Here is a 20,604-nt window from a genome sequence, read left to right as displayed (position 1 = left end):
CTTGTTATGACTGTAGAGAAAGAGTAGTTTTATGTTAAGCGAATCCGACCGTGAGCCTATCCAAAGAAACCAATCATCCCGATCGCACCTATTTCGCTCGTTCTCTCCAGCGATTGGAGCAGGATGTGCTGAGAATGGGAACCTTGGTCGAAGAATCCTTTCGTCTTAGCCATCAATCCCTCTTTGCTAGGGATTTGGAAATGGCGAAAAAAATCGCCCCCCTCGATAAGGAAATCGATCGCTACTATCGTCAAATCGAGTTAGATTGTGCCACTCTCATGACTCTACAGGCTCCCGTAGCCCAAGATTTGCGGCTTTTAAGTGCTTTTATGCAATTAGTGCGCGATTTGGAACGGATCGGCGATTATGCCAAGGATTTAGCCGAAATAGCACTCAAGTTATTCGCCTATACTCCTCATGATTGTATGAGTGAGATCGAGGCCATGTCCCACCATGCTCAGTATATGTTAGCCACGAGTCTGGTTGCTCTGGCTGACCTCGATCAAGAAGCCGGTCCAAAGGTCAAAGAACTAGATAATACGGTCGATCGAGCCTATGACTATCTCTATCACACTCTCGCCCATCAAAGAGATATTAAGGGTGTGGTGGAACCGATCCTGCTGATGGCTTTACTAATCCGTCATCTGGAACGTATGGCCGATCACGCCACCAATATCGCCCAAAGGGTATCCTACATCGTTACCGGACAGAGAGGCTGAGGGTGTGGAGGCCTTGAGTTGATTTCCCTCGATCTCTGGCCCGCGCTTTTAGCGTTTACGACTCAGGGGGTTTAAAATTTCACTTAACCCCTCTCCCAAGAGAGATAAACCCACCACCATCGTGGTCATTGCTAATCCGGGGAATAAAGTGGTCCACCAGATGCCTGTAGATAAATCCGCCAAAGCTTCCTTGAGATCATGACCCCATTCTGGCACTTCTTCTGGTAATCCTAAGCCTAAAAAGCCTAAACCGCCTAAAACCAGGATCGCATCCGCCGCGTTGAGGGTAAAAAGAACCGGGACACTTTGGACGACATTAAAGAAAAGATATTTTGATAGTATCCGGCCTGGACTAGCACCGATCGCTCGTGCCGCTTCGATAAATAACTCATTTTTAACGCTGGCGGTTTGATTTCTGACCACGCGAAAATATTGGGGAATATAGGCAATGCTAACAGCGATCGCTACATTGACGATACCACGACCCAAGACGAAGGCGAGAGCCACCGATAATAATAACCCCGGCAAGGTGTAGAGGGTATCCATGAGAAAGAGGAGAACGCGATCGATCTTACCCCCCAAATAACCGCTAATTAACCCTAAAGGAACCCCGATGACTAAAGATAATCCTGTGGCCAAAAATACCACGGACAAGGCCGCCCGGGTCCCGAATAGGGTGCGGGAAAAGACATCATAACCGCGCACATTCGTCCCGAACCAATGCCCGGAACTGGGGGCTTGTAGGGGATAATTGCTTAAAATGTCGGTTGGATCCTGAATCAGGCCGATCGCTTGCAGAAGGGGCGAAAACAGGGCAATCAGGATAAAAATAATTGTCAATACCAACCCCACCCCTAGGAGCTTAGTGGTTAGGTTGGGTTTCAGAAAAGGATCGATCGGCAATTTAACAGGAGTCATCGACAAAATTTAGCCATTGCATAGAACGCTAATTGTAGAAGACAAGGCTAACCTGAGACAAGAGCAGTGTTTTTTTCAGACAGCCGGGGCCGAAACGACCATAAACCAGAGCAAGACTGCTAACGCTAAAACAGTTAGTTTAATGAGGATATAAAGCAGTCCGTTGGGATAAAGGAGATCGTGAAACATATTGCCTCCTTGGGAGAGTAGCGATTGTCTCTCTCTATCTTTGATCTTAAGTCTTTCTTTGTTCACCTGACGCACAACTTAACAAAACGTGCGATTATAGGGAAAAAGATTTTTTTACTAGCTATGGCACTACTGACCACAGGAAAACCATTTATTCGCGATCTGGAACAATACGGCGCTTTAGGTGTTTACGCACCCTTAGAAGGAGGTTACGAGGGACGCTATCAAAGACGTTTACGGGCCACTGGGTACAATGTCCTGCATATCACCGCTAGAGGTCTAGGCGATTTAAGTGCCTATCTTACCGGCATTCATGGAGTCCGTCCCCCCCATTTAGGTAAAAAAAATATCGGTCGGGAAGCAGCCGTGGGACCGGTTTATTTTATTCCTCCCATTGCTACCTATCAATTGGAAAATTTACCCCCCAAATCTAAAGGTTTAGTGATTTGGATTATTGAAAGTTTTGTTTTGTCCTCGGAAGAAAAACAATACTTAATTAATCTTAGTCAACAGGAACCCCGGTTAAAATTTGTCCTCGAGTTGGGTGGGGAAAGATATTTCCGTTGGCAACCTTTGAGCAAATCTTTAATCGCTGCCTAGAATTACCGAAATAACACGGGTACTAAAATATCCCTCCCTCAAACCCTCTCCCCGGAGAGGGAAACTTCATTTATTGAGAGTTTGTTGTTCCTCCCTCACCCTTTGCTATTTATTTTTAGAACTGATATTACCTCAAGATATGGCTAGAATCCCCTAGATTCCCAGCGCTGAAAGCGCCAAGGTTTTGACCAATAGGCTTTTATCTGTCTATTTCCTTCTTTCCAAGTGCATTGAATCTGAGAATTAGCAGGATTCGCACCACATTGGGGCTGAAGATTCAAAATACTAGAGATTTCCCTAGGATTAATCTGAGGATCGGAACCAAAACTTTTTTCGACAATTCTTCTCTCCACTGCCACCTTATTAGTGGGAGTCAGATGGAAATAATCAGACTGGGTAAGCAAAATCGAAGATAATAGAGTTTCAAACATTGTGATTAATCGCAACCTCAGAGATAAAACCAATAGATATCTCCAAAATTTATAACCGACATTCCGCACATCTTCACATACTTTTATATATTTTTACATTCCCCAAGATGTTTTATTGTTCTTCGATTCCCCAGTGCGGTTACTCAGGCCTAACACTCCCAGCTTAATCGGTACAAAAGAACTGATAATTGCTGCTGGCAACCCTGGCTGAAAACTGTCTTAATTTTGCCAGTTGACCTAGGTGAATTTGCCATAACATGGGATATGGTTGCCGCAAAAACCTAGGAGTTAGATCGTGACAGTAAGAGTTCGTATTGCCCCCAGTCCCACGGGAAATTTACACATTGGAACCGCACGCACAGCCGTGTTTAACTGGCTTTTTGCCCGTCATCACCGGGGGAAATTTATCTTGCGCGTGGAAGATACAGATTTAGAGCGTTCTCGACCAGAATATACGGAAAATATTCAAGCGGGCCTACAATGGTTAGGACTGAATTGGGATGAAGGTCCTTTTTTTCAAACTCAACGCCTTAATTATTATCGTCAAGCCATTCAAACCCTGCTCGATCGAGGTTTAGCCTATCGTTGTTATTGTACCCCGGAAGAATTGGAAAAAATGCGGGAAGAACAAAAAGCCCGCAATCTTGCCCCCCGTTACGATAATCGTCATCGTTATCTCACCCCCGAACAACAAGCTCAATTCGAGCAAGGGGGGAGAAAAGCAGTAATTCGTTTTATTATTGACGATGATCGAGAAATTATTTGGCAGGATTTAATCCGGGAAAAAGTTATCTGGAAAGGTAGTGATTTAGGTGGCGATATGGTGATCGCTCGTACCTCGGAAAATGGGGAGGAACAATTCGGTCAGCCTCTCTATAATTTAGCGGTAGTTGTTGATGATATCGATATGGAAATTACCCATGTTATTCGTGGGGAAGATCACATCGCTAATACGGCTAAACAAATTCTTTTATACGAAGCTTTAGGGGCAAAAGTGCCGGAGTTTGCCCACAGTCCTTTGATCTTAAATCAGGAGGGTCGCAAGTTATCTAAACGGGATGGAGTCACTTCGATCGATGATTTCCGAAAACTGGGTTTTCTGCCGCAAGCTTTGGTTAATTACATGACTCTACTGGGTTGGACTCCTCCCGATTCCACTGAAGAAATTTTTACCCTTGAAACGGCCGCAGAAGTGTTTAGTTTAGAACGGGTAAATAAAGCGGGGGCAAAATTTGACTGGACTAAACTGGATTGGATTAATAGTCAATATCTCCATCGTTTAACCGGTGAGGAATTAGTGCCTTTACTTCTCCCATACTGGCAAGAAGCAGGGTATAATTTTGATGCTGAAACCGATCGAGCTTGGTTGATCGGTTTGGCTACTCTCATCGGTCCGAGTTTAACTCGTTTAAGCGATGCTGTCGCTGAAAGTCGCTTACTTTTAACCCCTCTGGCTAATTATAATCAGGAGGCTTTAAGTCAATTACAATTAGAGGGAGTTAAGGATATTATCAAGGATATTCTCGCCGCTATTACTCCCGATTTGACTGGAGAAGTTGCCAAGGGAATTGTGGAGACCACAACTAAAGCCCATCGGGTTAAAAAAGGTCTAGTAATGAAGTCTCTGCGGGCCGCTTTGATGGGGGAGTTACACGGTCCTGATTTAATGCAGTCTTGGCTACTTCTCAATCAAAAAGGTTGGGATCTATCCCGTCTTCAGCAAGCAGTAAATAGTTAAATTGATTGGCTATCAGTTATCAGAAAATTTCTCGTATATTAGGGTTGACAAATGCCCTAATATTGTTATATACTTTTTAGTATAATGGGAATCCGTGTCGCCCTGCATACCCTGCTCGTGATCGATTACTGAGGGGATGGGGGTGAATTTTTCCCCTAGCTGTCAGGGACGATCTAGAAACTTTCTTAATTTTTAGGCATTATCCGCAACTTTTCCCTAAATATAGATTTGTTAATCTCCTGACAAAAACCTATGGGTGAAAAAAAACGAATTGGACTTCTCACCAGTGGCGGTGACTGTGCGGGTTTAAATGCCGCCATTCGTGCCGTTGTCCACCATGCCAGTGGCAATTATGGCTGGGAAGTGGTGGGTATTCGAGAAGCAACGAACGGATTAGTTAGCCGTCCCCCCAAAACCACTATCTTTGATATTGAAGGAGTCGATCGCCTGTTGGTGATGGGAGGAACAATTCTCGGTACTACCAATAAGGGGGATCCCTTCGCTTTCCCGATGCCCGATGGAACCTTGATCGATCGCTCTCAGGACATCATCGACGGCTATCATAGTCTGGGACTGGATGCCCTGATCGGCATCGGTGGCGATGGTAGTCTGGCGATTTTGCGCCGTATTGCCCAACAGGGAGGCATTAATCTGATTGGTATCCCCAAAACCATCGATAATGATGTGGGAGCTACAGAAGTCTCCATCGGCTTCGATACAGCTACTAATATTGCCACAGAAGCCCTCGATCGCCTCCATTTTACCGCCGCTAGTCATAACCGGGTGATGATTCTAGAAGTTATGGGTAGAGATGCCGGCCATATCGCCCTGGCTGCCGGTATTGCGGGGGGGGCCGATATCATTCTCATTCCCGAAATTCCCTACCGATTAGAGAAGATCTGCGAGAAGATCCGGCAACGGCAGCGTATGGATAAACAGTTTTCTCTGATTATTGTCTCCGAGGCCGTGCGTACCGAAACCGGCAATCGCCTAGTGCAAAAGGAAGCCCTAGGAGAAGATCGTCTCGGGGGTATCGGTCGCTATTTAGCCGAAGAAGTTGCTAGGGAAACTGGGGCCGAAACGAGAGTGACTTTCCTGGGCCATATTCAACGGGGGGGTATTCCTTCTCCGATGGATCGCTTACTGGGGGCGGCTTTTGGCGTAGCGGCCGTGGATCTGATCGCTCGGGGAGAATTCGATCGCATGGTGGCCTGGCAAAATCGGCAAGTGGTCAGTGTTCCCATTGAGGAGGCGATTAAAACCTATCGCGTCGTCGATCCCGAAGAAACTTTAGTCAAAACCGCCAGGGGTTTGGGTATTTGTCTAGGGGATTGAGATTAAATCTAGGGGAATCGGTGCGAGAATTAATTCTTAAGTATCGCCCTTTCCCCACCGATTAAAATTACCCCTCAAATAAAGATAAATTTTGATAATTATTTTTCGGCAATTTTGCCAGTAAACCTAAATGATTAATAGTTCGGTTAATGTAGCAGAAAGATTGTTAGAAATCAACAATCTTGATCGAGAATTATTTAATTATTTTCAAGACAAATTACTTGATTCTGAGCAATTATCTCGTACCCTAGTCAGTTTTCAAGGTAATAAGAACCAACCAGTTTATCGCTGGTATAAATATAAAGAGGGTTTTTCCGTTGATCTGATAGTTTATCTTCTAGAAAAATATGGTATCAAACAAGGAAAAATACTAGACCCTTTTGCGGGCAGCGGAACAACTTTATTTGCGGCGGCGGCCAGGGGTTTATCAGCAGATGGAATAGAACTATTGCCGATTGGACAAGAATTAATTATTACTAGACAAATTTTAGAAAATGGCTTAAATAGTGATGATATACATCGTCTAGAGTATTGGTCTAACCATAGCCTTTGGCAACAGGTAGATGACAAAGTTAAGTTATTAGAATTACCAATTACTCAAGGAGCATATCCCCAAGAAAATCAGGCTTGTATAGAAAGTTACTTAGGGTTGATTGCCCAAGAGAATGAGCGAGTGCAAGCGATCTTAAAATTTGCCTTACTTTCTATTCTCGAATCAATTAGCTATACTAGAAAAGATGGTCAATACCTCCGTTGGGATTATCGTTCTGGTAAACAACAGGGTAAAAATATATTTGACAAAGGAAAAATTTTAGACTTTAAAATTGCCCTACATAGCAAGTTACGAGAAATTCTCGCAGATTTAGAGCCTAGTCAGCAACAATTGGAACTTTTTTCTAGAGATTATCCTCGGGGAAAAATTCAACTATATCAAGGTTCTTGTCTTGAGATTTTGCCAGAGATTTCGTCAGAAAAATACGATTCTATTATTACTTCTCCTCCTTATTGTAATCGCTATGATTATACTCGTATCTACGCTTTGGAATTGGCTCTATTGGGAATAGATCAACTACAATTAAAACAATTACGTCAACAAATGCTTAGTTGCACTGTTGAAAATAAACCCAAAGAGTTACTAAAAATCAATGAACATTGGTCGCCAGCCATTGCCATAACTGATCGTCAAAAATTATTAGAAAGTATCCTAGGTTGTTTAGAGGAATTAAAATCAAGCAAGGCCTTAAATAACCATGGTATTCCTCGGATGATTAGGGGGTATTTTCTGGAAATGTCTTGTCTAATTTATGAATGCTTTCGGGTTATGAAATCCTCGGGTATTTTCTGTATGATTAATGATAACGTGCGCTATGCGGGAGCTAGTATTTCTGTAGATTTAATTTTGTCAAAAATTGCTGAAGAAATTGGATTTAAAGTAGAAAATATTTTAGTAGTTCCTCAGGGAAAAGGTAATAGTAGTCAGCAAATGGGATGTCATGGTAGAGAATCTTTAAGAAAATGTATTTATGTGTGGAGAAAGCCTTAATGGAAAAACCCTATCTCTTGCATTTAAACCAAAGTTGTGATTTGGAGACTACCTATGAAGCTATCCGTTCAGGATTTATTGCTCTAGCCTTAGAAAAAAATCAGAGAGCTACTCCTTTAATTGCAGAAGCAAGAACCTTAAAAATTATTGCACAAACCGTAAACAATCCTAGAGATTTACTAAACATCCCAGATATTCAAGCGGCTTTATTAACTGCATCGGGAATTTCTGATAAATCTAAAAATTATTTACATCCCCAAGACAAGGTAGAAGCAATTCAAGAATTAATTGTCAATTTTCTGGAACCTGCGGGGACTAATTTTGTCGAGGAGTTAGTCTATAGATTTCTATTGATTCGGGGTGACACTTTAGGAGGAATCATGAGAAACGCGGGTGGCTCCTTAGCTCAAAGTAAATTTACTCGTTCTCTATTAGCAACTTTAAGAGTAGCAGGAATTGCTTATGATTGGCTCAATTCTAGTAATAATCAATGGAGAGAAGCTGAAGAAATGACACCTAATCTAGAAATCTTGGTTAGAGGTGTTAGCTGGTTAAATAACAGCCAACCAAGAACAATAATTTATAATGTCAATGTTCCCATTGTTAATAACAGCAATATTCATTTGTGTCTTTTAAAATGTGATTCGACGCAATTAGCTAATCAAAAAAACAAAAAACAAACCTTACAATCTCCTGATTTATACATTGCTTTGGGAGAATTGAAAGGTGGGATTGATCCCGCGGGAGCAGATGAACATTGGAAAACTGCTCGTACTGCTTTGCAGAGAATTGATGATGCTTTTAGAAAAATATCTAAGCATCCTTATACTTTTTTTATCGGCGCTGCTATTGAAACAAAAATGGCCAGGGAAATTTATCAGCAATTAGAGACGAAAAAACTCACCAATGCCGCTAACTTAACCAATGATAATCAACTGGTTTCAATTATGCGTTGGCTATGCCATCTTTAACCTAGTTAATATCTAGAAAATTACCAGTCAAATAAAGTCCAGTTGGGTTGGTTAGCAACGCATAAACCACCCAATTCTGATTGGATGGCAAGAAGAATTAACCAGCCTAATCTTTGTGTCTTTGTGTCTTTGTGTCTTTGTGGTTATTTTCTGCGATCGCTTGTTAATTTTCCCTCAATCTTGGTCCCATTATTTGTGATAGTATATAGTTAGACTTCGACCATTTGGGAGAGGCAAACTATGATAGAGTATAATTTAGATGCCGCGCATAGCATTCTCTATATGCAACCTAAATCTGCACTTGCGGCGGAAGATTTCATCAAGATTGCGGAGGCAGTGGACCCCCACATTGAGGCCACTGGTGGCCTTGCTGGCGTAATCATCGAAGTTCCCACGTTCACTGGTTGGGAGAGTTTTGGTGCCTTGGTCGCTCATTTCCGGCTGATACGCGACCATCACAAGTACGTCAGTAAAGTTGCAGTGGTGACTGATTCCACTCTGGTTAAACTGATTGAAAGTCTGGCTTCCCACTTTGTCGCGGCTGAAGTCAGGCAGTTTCCTTGGGGGGAAACCGAGGTAGCGACTCAATGGATCTTGGGCGGCTCCTGATTCCCTTACAGTACAATGGACATTTCCAGAAATTAACCTCAATCTAGCCCGAATTTTGGAGATGTCTAATACACGGTTGGATCGATAGAGAAAGAATCCGAGTCATGAAATAGAAGGTAAAATACTGGTCTTATACCAAATCCGTTTTTAATAGTATGATTAACTCCCAAGTTATCAGGATTTAGGCATAATCGGTGGAGTTTTTGGGTTTCGTTGCGAGGGACTAACCGACAAAACTCACCCCATCACCAGCCAATTGACTTTTTGCCGCAAACCCTAATCAAAAAATCTCCCCGTAATAAGGGAGATTTTAGCTAATATCTAGAGTTATTACCCGAAAAATTACACTAATTTCAGATCGGGATAATTAGCGAGAATGTCATCTTGACTGAGAACATCACCCTCGCTTTGGGGGGTCCAAATCACTTCTACTGCTAAAAGTCGATCGCCTCCCATACTACCAATTTGTTGCAGGGCCTGTTTCAAGTCTTGGGAATCATTAATTTTGGGTAGAGAAAATTTACCAACAATGCCGGCTAAAATAGTCACCAAAATATAGCCTTCCGGTGCGGTTTTAGCTAATTCTCCGGCCGATTCGGGTAAAATATTTTCTGTAGAACCTTGACGCAGTTGATTATTGTAATTAGTTAAGGTTTCCGCCGTTAGTTTACCGCGTTCGTTGAGGGACCACTGATTAAACTTCGCTTCTGCACTGCTGAGGCTGGTTTGTTGGCAATCGACGTTACCATAAACCCAGTATTCCGGATGACGTAACAGGGCGAGGGCCGATTCTTGTAAGACTTCGACTCGTCCCTCGGAGGTGCTAGTATCGACAGTTAGGGCGATTTGATTTAATTCTTGTTGCAGATAACGGGCATTAGCCAACAAACCCACCTGTACTTTAGCCACGGAGACGGTTTCATAACCGGATTCTATCGTCATACCATTCTCGTCACTGCCTCCACCATTACGGAAAGCATTAACGAGGAAATTGGCAATAGCAAAAAAGATTAACAGAGAAATTAAGCCACCGCCACCACCACCCCAAAAGAAGGGTAAAAGGAAGGGAAAACCAATACCTCCACCGTAACCCGGGGAACTGTAACCACCACCTCTAGAAGGGCTAATACTGCGACTAGGGGCGCGAAAACTACCGCCCCCCATTCTACCCCCCGATGCCGCTAAAGCACTGGGAATAGAACCGAAAATCAGCGTTGTCACTAATCCCAGAACTAATAGCGGCTTGGCAAGCGATCGAACTTTAGTTAAAATTTTGTCAATCATAAGAACACCGAAGCAACCCTTTATTTACTAGCATAACCAGTTTCTCGCTCAGAGATAGACAAATCCCGAATAGGGATAACCGAATCAGTTATCAGTGATCAGTTATCAGTTAGAAGGTGTTGGGTATTGAGATTTTAGGGTTTTGGGGTTTTGGGGTTTTTTAGTTGAATTCCCCCATTCCCCCATTTCCCCATTCCCCCATTCCCCCATTCCCCCATTTCCCCAAATTTATGACTTGGAATTTCTCCCCTCCCACGGATTCGGACTTAGGCGATCGCGAAGTACCCTTAGAAAATCATCATCTCTGGGGTAAAAGGATTGCTTTACTGGTGACAGGAGGGATTGCGGCCATGAAAGCGCCGCTAATTGCCCGATCTTTGCGGAAATTCGGGGCCACAGTCGTGGCTTTTGTCTCGGAAGAAGCTTTAAGATACGTCACTAAGGAAGCTTTGGAATGGAGTACGGTTAATCCCGTAATTAGCCAATTAACGGCAAAAGCAGAACATTTAAGCGATCAATCTCCCTTTGATCTTTATTTAGTCGCTCCCGCTACCTATAACACCATTAATAAGTTTCGTTACGGAATCGCTGACGGAGTGATCACTTCATGCTTGGCCTCGGCCTTGGGACGACAGGAAAAGGGAAAAACTAAAATTCTGCTTGTCCCCACCATGCACGGCAGTTTACATAATGCTATTCTGAGCGAATCTTTGCAAACGCTTGATCGCTGGGGAGTTCAGATTATGCCACCCCGGGATGATTACGGTAAACACAATCTCCCCGGGGAAAAAGAGATTACCGTGGCAGCCTGTGGGATTCTCAGTAATTCTGTCCTGAAAAATATGCCGATTTTAGTCACTGGTGGACCCACACCCGTGATTATCGATAATATTCGTCGTTTAACCAATCGTTTTACCGGACAATTAGGGGCCGCTATTGCAGAAGAATTATACCTGCGCGGGGCCAAGGTGCAGTTAATCCACGGACGGGGCAGCTATACACCCCCCGCTTATTTACCCCATGAAATTATTGAAACTTATGACGAGTATCTAGGGAAGGTGATGGGAGAATTAGAGAGTAAAGATTATAAATTTGGCATTTTTTCGGCAGCAGTGGCAGATTATCGCTTAGAAAGCCCTTTTTCTGGTAAGATTCCCAGTGGAGGGCAGTTAAATCTTAATTTTGTGCCGACGGAAAAGGTGATTGACAAGGTGAGAGAAAATTTTCCCGATTTAGGGATGGTGACTTTCAAGTATCAGGAGGGAGTTAGTCAGGAGGAGTTACTGGAAATCGCCCGTAAACGCCTAGAAAAGGGCTATCAGGCCGTCATTGCTAATAGGGGTGAGGAAAAGGGCGATCACGGGGAACAGGTGGCTTATTTGGTGACAAAAGCGGCACTGGGGAAATTTATCGGCAAAAAAGCGATCGCTATTGGCATCGCCGAATATTTAGAAGAGCGAGCCAAAAATGTTACAATCAAAAAAATTTAATATTTTTTAATATTAATTTGCAAAAATTTAGGGTAATACAGTCATGGGTAACATCAACTTCGTCAAAGAGAATAAGATCGTGGTAGCGGCAGATGGAGCGAATTTACGAGAGAAAGCAATCCAGAATGGCGTTGATATCTACACTTTTGGCGGTAAATTGATGAATTGTGGCGGTTACGGTCAGTGTGGTACTTGTATAGTGGCAATTGTCGAGGGGATGGAAAATCTCTCCGCTAGAACCGACTTTGAGCAGCGCTGTCTGAAGAAAAAACCCGAAAATTATCGTTTAGCCTGTCAAACCATGGTTAATGGCCCTATTAGCGTCCAAACTAAACCAAAATAGCATTTATCGGTTTTTTAGCTGCGGCCTGGTCGGTGATCACTGATAACTGATCACCGATCACTAATACAAACTAACTAGGAACAATATTTAAGAAAGCATCGAAGTCTTTTAATGCTTCTTGGAATTGATTAGCAGCGAGACTAGCATCTTTTTCTTTGGCTGCCGCATCGATACGTTCAAAGTGAACGAAAAGATTTTTCGCTAACTGCTTGGCTTTTTCTTGGTCTTTGGGCAGTAAATTACGCGATAATCCTACCATTTCCTGACGCAATTGCCCCAAAGGGCCGTGGATATAGGTGCGAGTATCTACCCAATTTTTGTCAGCGATGAGGTCTTGCAAAACGCTCATTTTTTGGCGAAATCCTTCTATGGGTTGGATGTAAACCTGTAACTGTTCGATTTTTTGCGGACTATAGACGGTGGGGATAGTTGCTTGGGGACCACTGCAACTAACCAGCAGCGTAGTAACTAGGACTAAAACTAGGGAAATAATCGAGCGAAGACGTGGCATTGGTTTATATGTACTATTTAACAAACTATTGACGTTCTCTCCCTTAACCAGTCAAGGTATCGGGACGATTTTTACTTTATCAGAATTTTGGGTTTAAAACCTCGCCCCTTTTAGGGTATCCATTGGTCACATCTTTCATTAACAAAAAGAGAAGAAACTTAAAAAAGGGCTCTTCTCGACTTTGTGTGATAAGTTTAACTTATATAGTAGCGATCGGTCTTTGTGTCCTCTGTGTCTCTGTGGTTCGTTCCACTGAAAAGTTCCTGAACAGTAATGATTGTAAAGGAAATGGAATGACGGGACGCATTAGCAATAACTTGGGGATGATTGCGAAGAATTAGGGAAATATGGTCAGTATCGAGAATATATTGAGACACAAATCTTTATCCTCTACAGATAATATGAGGGATCTACTTCACTGTCATCATCTAAAGGGTGAGGGGTTATCTAGAGGTGTTGTCCATGATATCGTTTCAATTTGGCTAATTTGTTCGATAAAGGTTGTTTGTAGTTGGGAAATGGCTTCTTCTTTGGTGGGTGCTTGGACTCGAAAATGAGGCAATTCAGCGATAGATACAGCATATTGACCATTTTTAAGGGTTTCTATCAGTATTTTTACCTTTAGATTAGCTGATGGTTGGGAGGGTGGGATATTGAGATTGATGACCATAGCATTTTGTTGATTTATCGCTTTACTTCCTTATTTTATTGGAAGTCATGATAAGTATGAGGCATTTTTTGGTAAGTTAGGATTTAGAGAGTTGCGTTGCCGAAGGCAGACTGTGTGATCACTCGTTTTCAATTATGGGTAATATCAATTATGGCTAAAATGTTTCCCCCAGATGCGCCTTCTAATCCTAATTTACGGGGAGAATCAGACGTATATCATTTACTATCTCAACTTGACGATGATTTTTACATTTTTCAAGACAGATACTGGATTTTTAAGAATAAATATGGAGCTAGAACTGAAAGAGAAACGGATTTCTTGTTAGTTCATCCCCAGAAAGGTCTATTGATTATTGAAGTCAAGGGAGGAACTCGATTTTCTTACGACGGGGAACATGATAAGTGGAAATCGGGAGATAATATTTCTTATCAAAATCCCTACAAAAAACAATTAGCTAACTCAAAGAATTTGCCGTTATTCCTAAAAAGTAAACTACCTAGTTTGACAAATCGTTGGATAACTTGTGGATATGCAATTTGTTTTCCTCATATTGATATTTTAGAGGGAAATTTAGCTCCCTTTATGGAAAGAGAAGTTACTTTATTTAGAGATGATCTAAAAAATCTAGGTGAGAAAATCAACGAAATATATAGTCATTATAGTAATAATAGTCATAAACATCTTGGTAAAAATATAGTAGAAGAAATTAAAACTTTAATTACCCGTAATTCAGAATTTAGAAAATCCCTCAGTGCAGAACTAGAAGATGAGAAACAAACTATAATTAAGCTGACTAAAGAGCAACAAGAAATTTTAGATGGTTTTTATAAAGTTAAAACTCCAATCCTTATTGATGGACCTGCGGGAACAGGAAAAACTCAACTCGCAATCTCACAAGCTATTTCAGATATTCAATCTGATAGATTAGTTTTATTCATTACTAATTCTCAGGATTCAAAAGATTATATCTATAAGGAAATTTCGCTTAATGTTGCAATTAATAATGATCTTTTAAAGATATTTACGCTTAAAGAACTTAGTTTATTACAAAAAGTTTTAGAAAATAAAGAAAATTTAGAAGAAGTCAGAATTATTATTGATGAGGCACAACAATTAGATGGTGATTTTTTAAGAAAAATAGCTGACTATGCTAGTCAAATGTTTAATCGATCAATTTTAATTTTTAAAGATGATTCTCAAAAAACTAATGAAAATGATATACAAGAGATATTTAAACCCTTTAATTATACCCTGCAAAAAGTAATCAGAAACACAATTAATATTTTTGATTCTTACGAAGAATATATTAGTCCAACCTATAAAGTAAAAAAGCCTGTCAGACAGTTTAAGGAAGTCATCACAGATTATTACATAACTGATGAAGACTTAATTAAAGCCATAAAAAGCAATATTTTGGCATTAATAAACGATGAAAAGGTTTTACCTAAACACATAACAATCCTCTTTTCTAAACAACCAAGTCAAAACTTTCTTGACTCGATAGCATCAAAAATTTCTACTTTCAAATTTAAGCGATTCTCTCTCGCTAGTCCTCAAACAATTACTTGGTCAACTATTTACGATTTTCAAGGCTTAGAAAATCATATAATTTTATTAGTGGAATTAGAACCAGAACCCATTTCTGAGACCATTCGCTTAAGAAGATTAAGATATATTGGTCGCTCAAGAGCTTGTAGTATTTTATACATCTTTTTAAGAAAAGATATGTCTTCAGATATAATTAATATTGCCGATATATTTTAAAATTTGTAAAAGTCATCAAGTCATCTAATCCTTCACTCTCACTATTCTAATCCTTCACTCTCACTATTATTCGATAGCTCAGTAAAATCAAAGTAATCACAAAAGTTGAAATTATCTTTATGGGAAAAAATTGATGACAAAACCCTTGAAATAGTATGAGAAATTGGTCGAGGTAAATAATTTTCTACATTTTTACGAAATAAATTTTCATCAAAAGTCTGGCCATTATCTTGATGAGATAAGATCCATAATGCGTACAATGCGTTGAGATTTAAGTCAATGGATTTTGTAGAAAGAAAGGTTTGAAATTGAGCAATTAGTTTTTCACGCAATCTTTCATCATTTTTAATCATCATGAGAATATATGGCGGATCTTTTTTTCGAGGTTTTACTAAATGATGAATTAATCTTGTTCTGGCATAATCCATGATATTTTGATTCTTAAAAATATCATTCATTGCTTTGTATGCGGAAAATATTATGTTATTAGGAAATCCAAAGATAATAAATTTAACAACAGTCCAAGTATTTTTTTTGATTGTTTTTGGATACTTAAAAATGATTTCTGGGATTTTATTGATTAATTGTATAACCAAGTTTTCATCGTAATCATGATCATCTTCTAAAGAAAATAAATAATTAGTTATTCGATGACAATCTTTTTCTTGAAGGTTGGCTGTAAGATTAATAGTATTTATGTCAAAATCTTCATCTTCATCTTTTTCTGTTTTCTGATTATCTTCCCAATGTTCCTCATTTATAAGTTCATTACCATAAGCTATTTGATGATCTTTTCTAAAAAAATCTTTGACATATTTAGGATTATGTATAATTTCCGTTTTTGCCGAGTTTAAGTTTAGTCCTATCCTATGTAGTTCTTCTTGCAAAATATTAACCGCTTTGATTACTTCATCTTTAGTATTAGTAATAATTTTAATATCATCAACGTATCGAGCATAATGAAAGCCATAAGCAATCATCAATTCATCTATTTTACTTAGTAAAATATTTGCCAAATAGCCATCAGTTATATTACCTACTAAAAGTCCTTGTTCTTTTTTTTCTAACTTTAATAATTTATCAACAACTGAGTAAAATTCAATTTCTGGCTGCAATATTTTCTGCAACAACGGTTTATATTTTTGAGGTAGAATACTCCCTGTTAAATCAAAAAGATTATTGATTAAGTAATTAGGTGATACACTATCATAAAATGATGTTATGTCGGCGTTTAATAAATAAGACTTTCTCTGCTCTTTTTTAAATTCTTTAATAAGATTTTCCCCCCATTGGATGAATTCTTTATATTGACGATCATAACGTTTAAACAAATCGATAAATCCACTGAGTGATCGTTGAGTTCGGTTAGCATAGCTTGTTTTAATAAAAGAATTTTCAACTGCCAAGGAGAGGACATTAATCAAATGATATCTAATTGCATATTCTTTGAAAGGCAAATATACACATCTTCTAATAAAGAAATCTTCTTTGGGATAAGTATAAGCAAATGACTCATCTGGTATATAAGGTTGTTTTAAAGAGTAGATATTTTTAATATATTCAACTAAAGGGTTGATTTTATTTTGATTTTTACAATTGATACTTAGTTCAAAAAAATTACAAAATTGATCGTCATTAAGCCTACTATTCATTGCATAGTAAATCGACATTTTAATTAATTTTGTATCCGTTAAATAGTCTTCTATGTTAAAATTAAGCATAAATATCCTCTTGGCTCTAAATCTATATTAGAGCTATATTGCTATTTATTTTTCCCTTAGAGTCAAATTTTTTAAGATTCTTTCGATGTTTGCAGTTTCTCATCTCAGCAAAAGAGAGAAAACAGCGATCGCAAACTGCGCCTTCAAATTCTTCAAACTCCCACAAAGCAGCAATCTTAAACTTTTTCTCACGATTTGGACATTTAGACAACAACTTTAAGTCATGCTTCTCACACCTCCCAACCGACTTAAACTGCCATTCAATCCTATGACAAAGCAACTCATCATTTCTGTTCAAACTGTTTCATAAAAGCTCGATCGATCCGATCTTTCCATAACCATAATAACGGTGATTGCCACGCGAAACTGCCCCAAGATGCGATCGCTTGTTGGTCTCCTGTGCCGATTAAACTCAGATAATTTTTCTGGGGAAAATAGGGTTTTAGGGGCTGATTTTGCAGAATTCTTGCTAAATTATCGAACAGTGGTTTTCCTTGTCGGACGGCAAAAACTCCCGCTTTCGGACGGGGATAATCTGGAATCGTGGCAATATCTCCCACGGCAAAAATATGGGGATGGGAAAGAGATTGCAGATAATTATTCACTAAAATAAACCCTTTTTCATCTGTCAGTAATCCTGACGCTTTTATCCAACTAGGGGCCGAGGCAGTCGTTACCCAAACTGTATAATCCATGGGCAAAATTAACCCCGATGAACAGATAATCCGATCTGCTTGCACTGCTGTCACATCCGTTGATAAATATAATCTAATTCCCCTTTGTTTAAAAATATTCTCTAAACGTTGACCGACCCAATTATTATGGGCTGGTAGGAGTTTTTTTCCTCGATGAATTAGAGATAAATTCAAATTACTGCTAGAGTTGAGAATTTTGGCCAAACGGGACTGCATATTTAAAGCTAATTCGACCCCGCCTGCGCCACCACCAACAATGACGATATTGAGAGGATTATTAGGGTTACTAACCGCTTTTTTGAGGATTTCTTGCCATCCTTCCCGAAAAATCGGCACTGGTTTGGCGGGGATAGCGTACTCTTTAGCACCGATAACATTATCCACTGCCGGAATGCTGCCGATATCGATCGAGAGATAATCAAAGGGAATCTGTAAAGAATTATTACAAATTACTTGACATTTTTCCGTATCTATAAAATTAGCCTTGGCTAAACAGAATTGCGCTTGAGAATACCTAGCTAGAGAAGGTAAATCGATATGAGTCTCGGCAAAATCATAAAAACCGGCGATGTGGCCAGGTAACATTCCCGAATAGGGGGTATGGGTGACATCGCTAATTAAAGTTAATTGAACGTTTTTTAGGGGTGATTGCCCCCAAAGACGAAGGGCGATCGCATGACTATGGCCACCACCGATAAAAACTAGACGCTTGACTAAATCCATAAAAAAAGGGGATTGCTGCCGGAAAAGTTAAATTCTAATGAATATATGTTCTGACACAGAAATTCTGTTGCAAGATCGAGGGTAGATAGACAAAAACTCAAGGCATCGGGGCCAGGAACTTTTAACCAATGACAGTAAATTGGGATTTTGATCTTTTCGGACTCGATATTCTTAAGCAAATTCTATCTAGTATCTTCGCTTCCCAATAGAGAGAAGTCTATGCAAGAAGTTTATATCGTGGCCGCTGTCCGGACTCCAATTGGTCGTTTTGGTGGGGGATTAATGGGATTATCCCCGGCGGATTTAGGGGCAACAGTGATGAAATCCGCCCTAGAAATCGCTAATTTGCCCCCAGAAGCCCTAGATTTGTACATTTTCGGCAATGTTTTGGGATCTGGTCATGGTCAGTTAATTCCCCGACAAGCGGCGATTAAAGCGGGAATTCCCGTAAGCGTGGACGGATATCGGGTGGATATGGTTTGTTCTTCGGGAATGATTGCCGTTAGTAACGCTGCCACCTCAATCCGCGCCGGAGAAGCGGATCTCGTCCTCGCTGGTGGTATAGAATCCATGTCCCAAACTGGCTTTTTTCTCTCCCATCGGGCCCGGTGGGGTTATAAATTCCTTATGGGTGCGCCGGAACAATTAACGGATTTATTACTGCACGATGGCTTAACCGATGCTACCACGACTGAGGGCATGGGTTCCCAAGTTGATCGCCTCTGTCTCGATCGCGGGGTTTCTCGGCAAGCATTAGACGAAATTGCCGCCTTATCCCACCAAAGAGCGGCCACAGCCACAGAAAAAGGCTGGTTTAAGGGCGAAATCGTGCCAATTGAGCTTAAATCTAAGAAAGGTTCCACAATTATCGCTCAAGATGAGGGTATTCGTTCCGATAGTACCCCAGAAGGGTTAGGAAAACTGCGGCCGGCTTTTAATCCATCGGGAGTTTTAACCGCAGGGAATAGTAGTCAGATTTCCGATGGGGCCGCCGCTATCCTTTTAGCCAGTCAAAAAGCTGTGGATCAGTACGGTTTAAAACCAATTGCCAAAATCCTTGGCGGCGCTGTGGGTGCTGGAAAAACTGATCGCTTTCCAGAGTTCCCCGTCCTAGCGGTGAAAAAATTACTATCATCTTTAGATAAAACGATCGAAGATTTCGATTTAGTGGAAAATAACGAAGCTTTTGCCTTAAATAATCTGCTTTTTGAGATGGATCTGGGGTTAGCGAGGGAAAAACAAAACGTTCACGGTGGTGCGATCGCATTGGGTCATCCCATCGGCGCTTCCGGAGCGCGAATTCTGGTGACGTTAATTAACGCGTTGAAAGTACAGGATAAAACCCTCGGTATGGGGGCCATCTGTCATGGGACCGGTGGCGGAACAGCGATCGCAATTGAAAGAGTTTAGGAGGAAAAAGCTATGGTATCTCTCGGACTAGAGGAGAAAGTTATCGTCGTTACCGGCGGAAATCGAGGCATTGGGGCGGCTATTGTCTCTCTTTTGATAGAATTGGGGGCCAAGGTGGCTTACACGGATTTAGTCACCGATAATCCCCAGGGTTTAGGCATTGTCGCCGACGTGACTAAGTTGGAATCCATGGAAGCGGCAGCTCAACAAATTGAAGCGGAATTGGGACCGGTTTACGGTATCGTCGCTAACGCGGGGATTACCAGAGATAACTTTTTCGCTAAATTAACGCCGCTAGATTGGGATTTAGTGATTAATGTCAACTTAAAAGGGGTTAATCACACGATTAAGCCGTTTATTGAGGGAATGTACGAACGACAAGCGGGATCGATCGTTTGTATTAGTTCTATTTCCGGTGATCGCGGTAATGCCGGCCAAACTAATTACGCAGCCACAAAAGCGGCAGTTATCGGTTTAGTCAAATCCCTAGCGCGAGAAGCTGCCCGTTATAATATTCGCGCCAATGCGATCGCACCGGGGTTTATTAACACGGAAATGACTTTAGCGATTCCCGATAAGGTTCGCGATAAAATCACCGCCGAAATTCCCTGTCGTCGCTTCGGTGAACCCGCAGATATCGCCTGGGCAACTGCCTATTTACTCTCTCCTATTGCCAGCAGTTATGTCTCTGGAGAAGTCCTCAGAGTTAATGGGGCCCACCACACCTAATCAGTTATCAGTTATCAGTTATCAGTGGGTAAGTTAAGTAGGTGGATGGAATTAAATATAAGATGAACGTAGGTTGGGTTGAAGCATGAAACCCAACGCCCGATTATGTTACGCTACCGCTAACCCATCCTACAAATAATTGTGCTTAATCAGTTATCAGTGGGTAAGTTATCAGTTATCTGTCTTCTGTCTCGGAGTCTCGACTAGGAAA

General features: G+C 40.8%; 20 protein-coding genes. 13 read left to right on the top strand and 7 right to left on the bottom strand.

Features of this window, described 5'->3' with window-relative positions; all coding sequences use genetic code 11:
* The first annotated feature begins 50 nt into the window (after positions 1-50).
* Positions 51-719 carry a phosphate signaling complex protein PhoU gene (phoU, locus tag LW728_RS03070; protein ID WP_002796027.1) on the top strand — a complete coding sequence of 223 codons (669 nt, stop codon included), beginning with the start codon at positions 51-53 and terminating at the stop codon, positions 717-719.
* A 48-nt stretch (positions 720-767) separates the two neighbouring features.
* On the opposite strand, the gene LW728_RS03065 is transcribed toward phoU, so the two are convergent.
* Entirely contained in the window at positions 768-1,637 is an 870-nt protein-coding gene (locus LW728_RS03065) for an ABC transporter permease (RefSeq protein ID WP_002801070.1), read from the bottom strand.
* Between the two features lie 312 nt (positions 1,638-1,949).
* On the opposite strand from LW728_RS03065, the gene LW728_RS03060 reads away from it, so the two are divergent.
* On the top strand, positions 1,950-2,426 hold the full coding sequence (locus LW728_RS03060; protein WP_002747620.1) for an NAD(P)H-quinone oxidoreductase subunit N: 477 nt from the start codon (positions 1,950-1,952) through the stop codon (positions 2,424-2,426).
* A gap of 143 nt (positions 2,427-2,569) precedes the next feature.
* On the opposite strand, the gene LW728_RS03055 is transcribed toward LW728_RS03060, so the two are convergent.
* Positions 2,570-2,857 carry a hypothetical protein gene (locus tag LW728_RS03055; protein ID WP_287765130.1) on the bottom strand — a complete coding sequence of 96 codons (288 nt, stop codon included), beginning with the start codon at positions 2,855-2,857 and terminating at the stop codon, positions 2,570-2,572.
* A gap of 295 nt (positions 2,858-3,152) precedes the next feature.
* Between LW728_RS03055 and gltX the strand changes: the two genes are divergently transcribed.
* From gltX to LW728_RS03030, 5 genes are all read left to right on the top strand, one after another.
* Entirely contained in the window at positions 3,153-4,595 is a 1,443-nt protein-coding gene (gltX, locus tag LW728_RS03050; RefSeq protein ID WP_287666463.1) for a glutamate--tRNA ligase, read from the top strand.
* 252 nt (positions 4,596-4,847) lie between these two features.
* Positions 4,848-5,930 carry an ATP-dependent 6-phosphofructokinase gene (locus LW728_RS03045; protein ID WP_002801066.1) on the top strand — a complete coding sequence of 361 codons (1,083 nt, stop codon included), beginning with the start codon at positions 4,848-4,850 and terminating at the stop codon, positions 5,928-5,930.
* A 130-nt stretch (positions 5,931-6,060) separates the two neighbouring features.
* On the top strand, positions 6,061-7,473 hold the full coding sequence (locus tag LW728_RS03040) for a DNA methyltransferase (RefSeq protein ID WP_287765127.1): 1,413 nt from the start codon (positions 6,061-6,063) through the stop codon (positions 7,471-7,473).
* On the top strand, positions 7,446-8,444 hold the full coding sequence (locus LW728_RS03035; protein ID WP_287688586.1) for a type II restriction endonuclease: 999 nt from the start codon (positions 7,446-7,448) through the stop codon (positions 8,442-8,444). The genes LW728_RS03040 and LW728_RS03035 overlap by 28 nt, the downstream gene beginning before the upstream one ends.
* Positions 8,445-8,684: 240 nt before the next feature.
* Positions 8,685-9,053 carry a SpoIIAA family protein gene (locus LW728_RS03030; RefSeq protein ID WP_002801062.1) on the top strand — a complete coding sequence of 123 codons (369 nt, stop codon included), beginning with the start codon at positions 8,685-8,687 and terminating at the stop codon, positions 9,051-9,053.
* A gap of 342 nt (positions 9,054-9,395) precedes the next feature.
* Here LW728_RS03030 and LW728_RS03025 read toward each other — a convergent pair whose 3' ends face one another.
* A complete protein-coding gene (locus LW728_RS03025; protein WP_194016841.1) occupies positions 9,396-10,337 on the bottom strand; it encodes a DUF1517 domain-containing protein in 942 nt (313 codons plus the stop codon).
* Between the two features lie 230 nt (positions 10,338-10,567).
* Here LW728_RS03025 and LW728_RS03020 point away from each other — a divergent pair, with 230 nt between their 5' ends.
* Together LW728_RS03020 and LW728_RS03015 are read left to right on the top strand one after the other, a co-directional pair.
* A complete protein-coding gene (locus tag LW728_RS03020; RefSeq protein WP_287765124.1) occupies positions 10,568-11,827 on the top strand; it encodes a phosphopantothenoylcysteine decarboxylase domain-containing protein in 1,260 nt (419 codons plus the stop codon).
* A gap of 43 nt (positions 11,828-11,870) precedes the next feature.
* Entirely contained in the window at positions 11,871-12,170 is a 300-nt protein-coding gene (locus LW728_RS03015; protein ID WP_002801057.1) for a 2Fe-2S iron-sulfur cluster-binding protein, read from the top strand.
* 70 nt (positions 12,171-12,240) lie between these two features.
* On the opposite strand, the gene psbQ is transcribed toward LW728_RS03015, so the two are convergent.
* The gene (psbQ, locus tag LW728_RS03010; RefSeq protein WP_002737745.1) at positions 12,241-12,681 is read right to left on the bottom strand and encodes a photosystem II protein PsbQ; all 441 of its coding nucleotides are present in this window, start codon (positions 12,679-12,681) and stop codon (positions 12,241-12,243) included.
* Positions 12,682-12,803: 122 nt separating this feature from the next.
* Here psbQ and LW728_RS03005 point away from each other — a divergent pair, with 122 nt between their 5' ends.
* A complete protein-coding gene (locus LW728_RS03005; RefSeq protein WP_409770010.1) occupies positions 12,804-13,022 on the top strand; it encodes a hypothetical protein in 219 nt (72 codons plus the stop codon).
* 83 nt (positions 13,023-13,105) lie between these two features.
* Here LW728_RS03005 and LW728_RS03000 read toward each other — a convergent pair whose 3' ends face one another.
* Positions 13,106-13,351, bottom strand: a complete 246-nt coding sequence (locus LW728_RS03000; protein ID WP_002773261.1) for a hypothetical protein — start codon at positions 13,349-13,351, stop codon at positions 13,106-13,108.
* Between the two features lie 150 nt (positions 13,352-13,501).
* Between LW728_RS03000 and LW728_RS02995 the strand changes: the two genes are divergently transcribed.
* Positions 13,502-15,115: a nuclease-related domain-containing DEAD/DEAH box helicase gene (locus LW728_RS02995; RefSeq protein WP_002801055.1), complete on the top strand. Its 1,614-nt coding sequence runs from the start codon at positions 13,502-13,504 to the stop codon at positions 15,113-15,115.
* Positions 15,116-15,156: 41 nt separating this feature from the next.
* Here the strand turns inward: LW728_RS02995 and LW728_RS02990 are convergent, their stop codons facing one another.
* The gene (locus LW728_RS02990) at positions 15,157-16,836 is read right to left on the bottom strand and encodes an RNA-directed DNA polymerase (protein WP_287765122.1); all 1,680 of its coding nucleotides are present in this window, start codon (positions 16,834-16,836) and stop codon (positions 15,157-15,159) included.
* Positions 16,837-17,120: 284 nt separating this feature from the next.
* The gene (locus LW728_RS02985) at positions 17,121-18,254 is read right to left on the bottom strand and encodes an FAD-dependent oxidoreductase (RefSeq protein WP_287765119.1); all 1,134 of its coding nucleotides are present in this window, start codon (positions 18,252-18,254) and stop codon (positions 17,121-17,123) included.
* A 219-nt stretch (positions 18,255-18,473) separates the two neighbouring features.
* On the opposite strand from LW728_RS02985, the gene phaA reads away from it, so the two are divergent.
* Positions 18,474-19,664 carry an acetyl-CoA acetyltransferase PhaA gene (gene phaA, locus LW728_RS02980; protein WP_287765116.1) on the top strand — a complete coding sequence of 397 codons (1,191 nt, stop codon included), beginning with the start codon at positions 18,474-18,476 and terminating at the stop codon, positions 19,662-19,664.
* Positions 19,665-19,676: 12 nt separating this feature from the next.
* On the top strand, positions 19,677-20,393 hold the full coding sequence (gene phaB / locus LW728_RS02975) for an acetoacetyl-CoA reductase PhaB (RefSeq protein ID WP_002801052.1): 717 nt from the start codon (positions 19,677-19,679) through the stop codon (positions 20,391-20,393).
* Positions 20,394-20,604: the final 211 nt, after the last annotated feature.

The sequence above is a fragment of the Microcystis sp. 49638_E5 genome (assembly GCF_021300285.1).
Classification (GTDB): Bacteria; Cyanobacteriota; Cyanobacteriia; order Cyanobacteriales; family Microcystaceae; genus Microcystis; species Microcystis aeruginosa_C.
The sequence above is the reverse complement of the archived record's forward strand: the minus strand, read 5'-3'. Positions and strand labels throughout refer to the sequence as shown.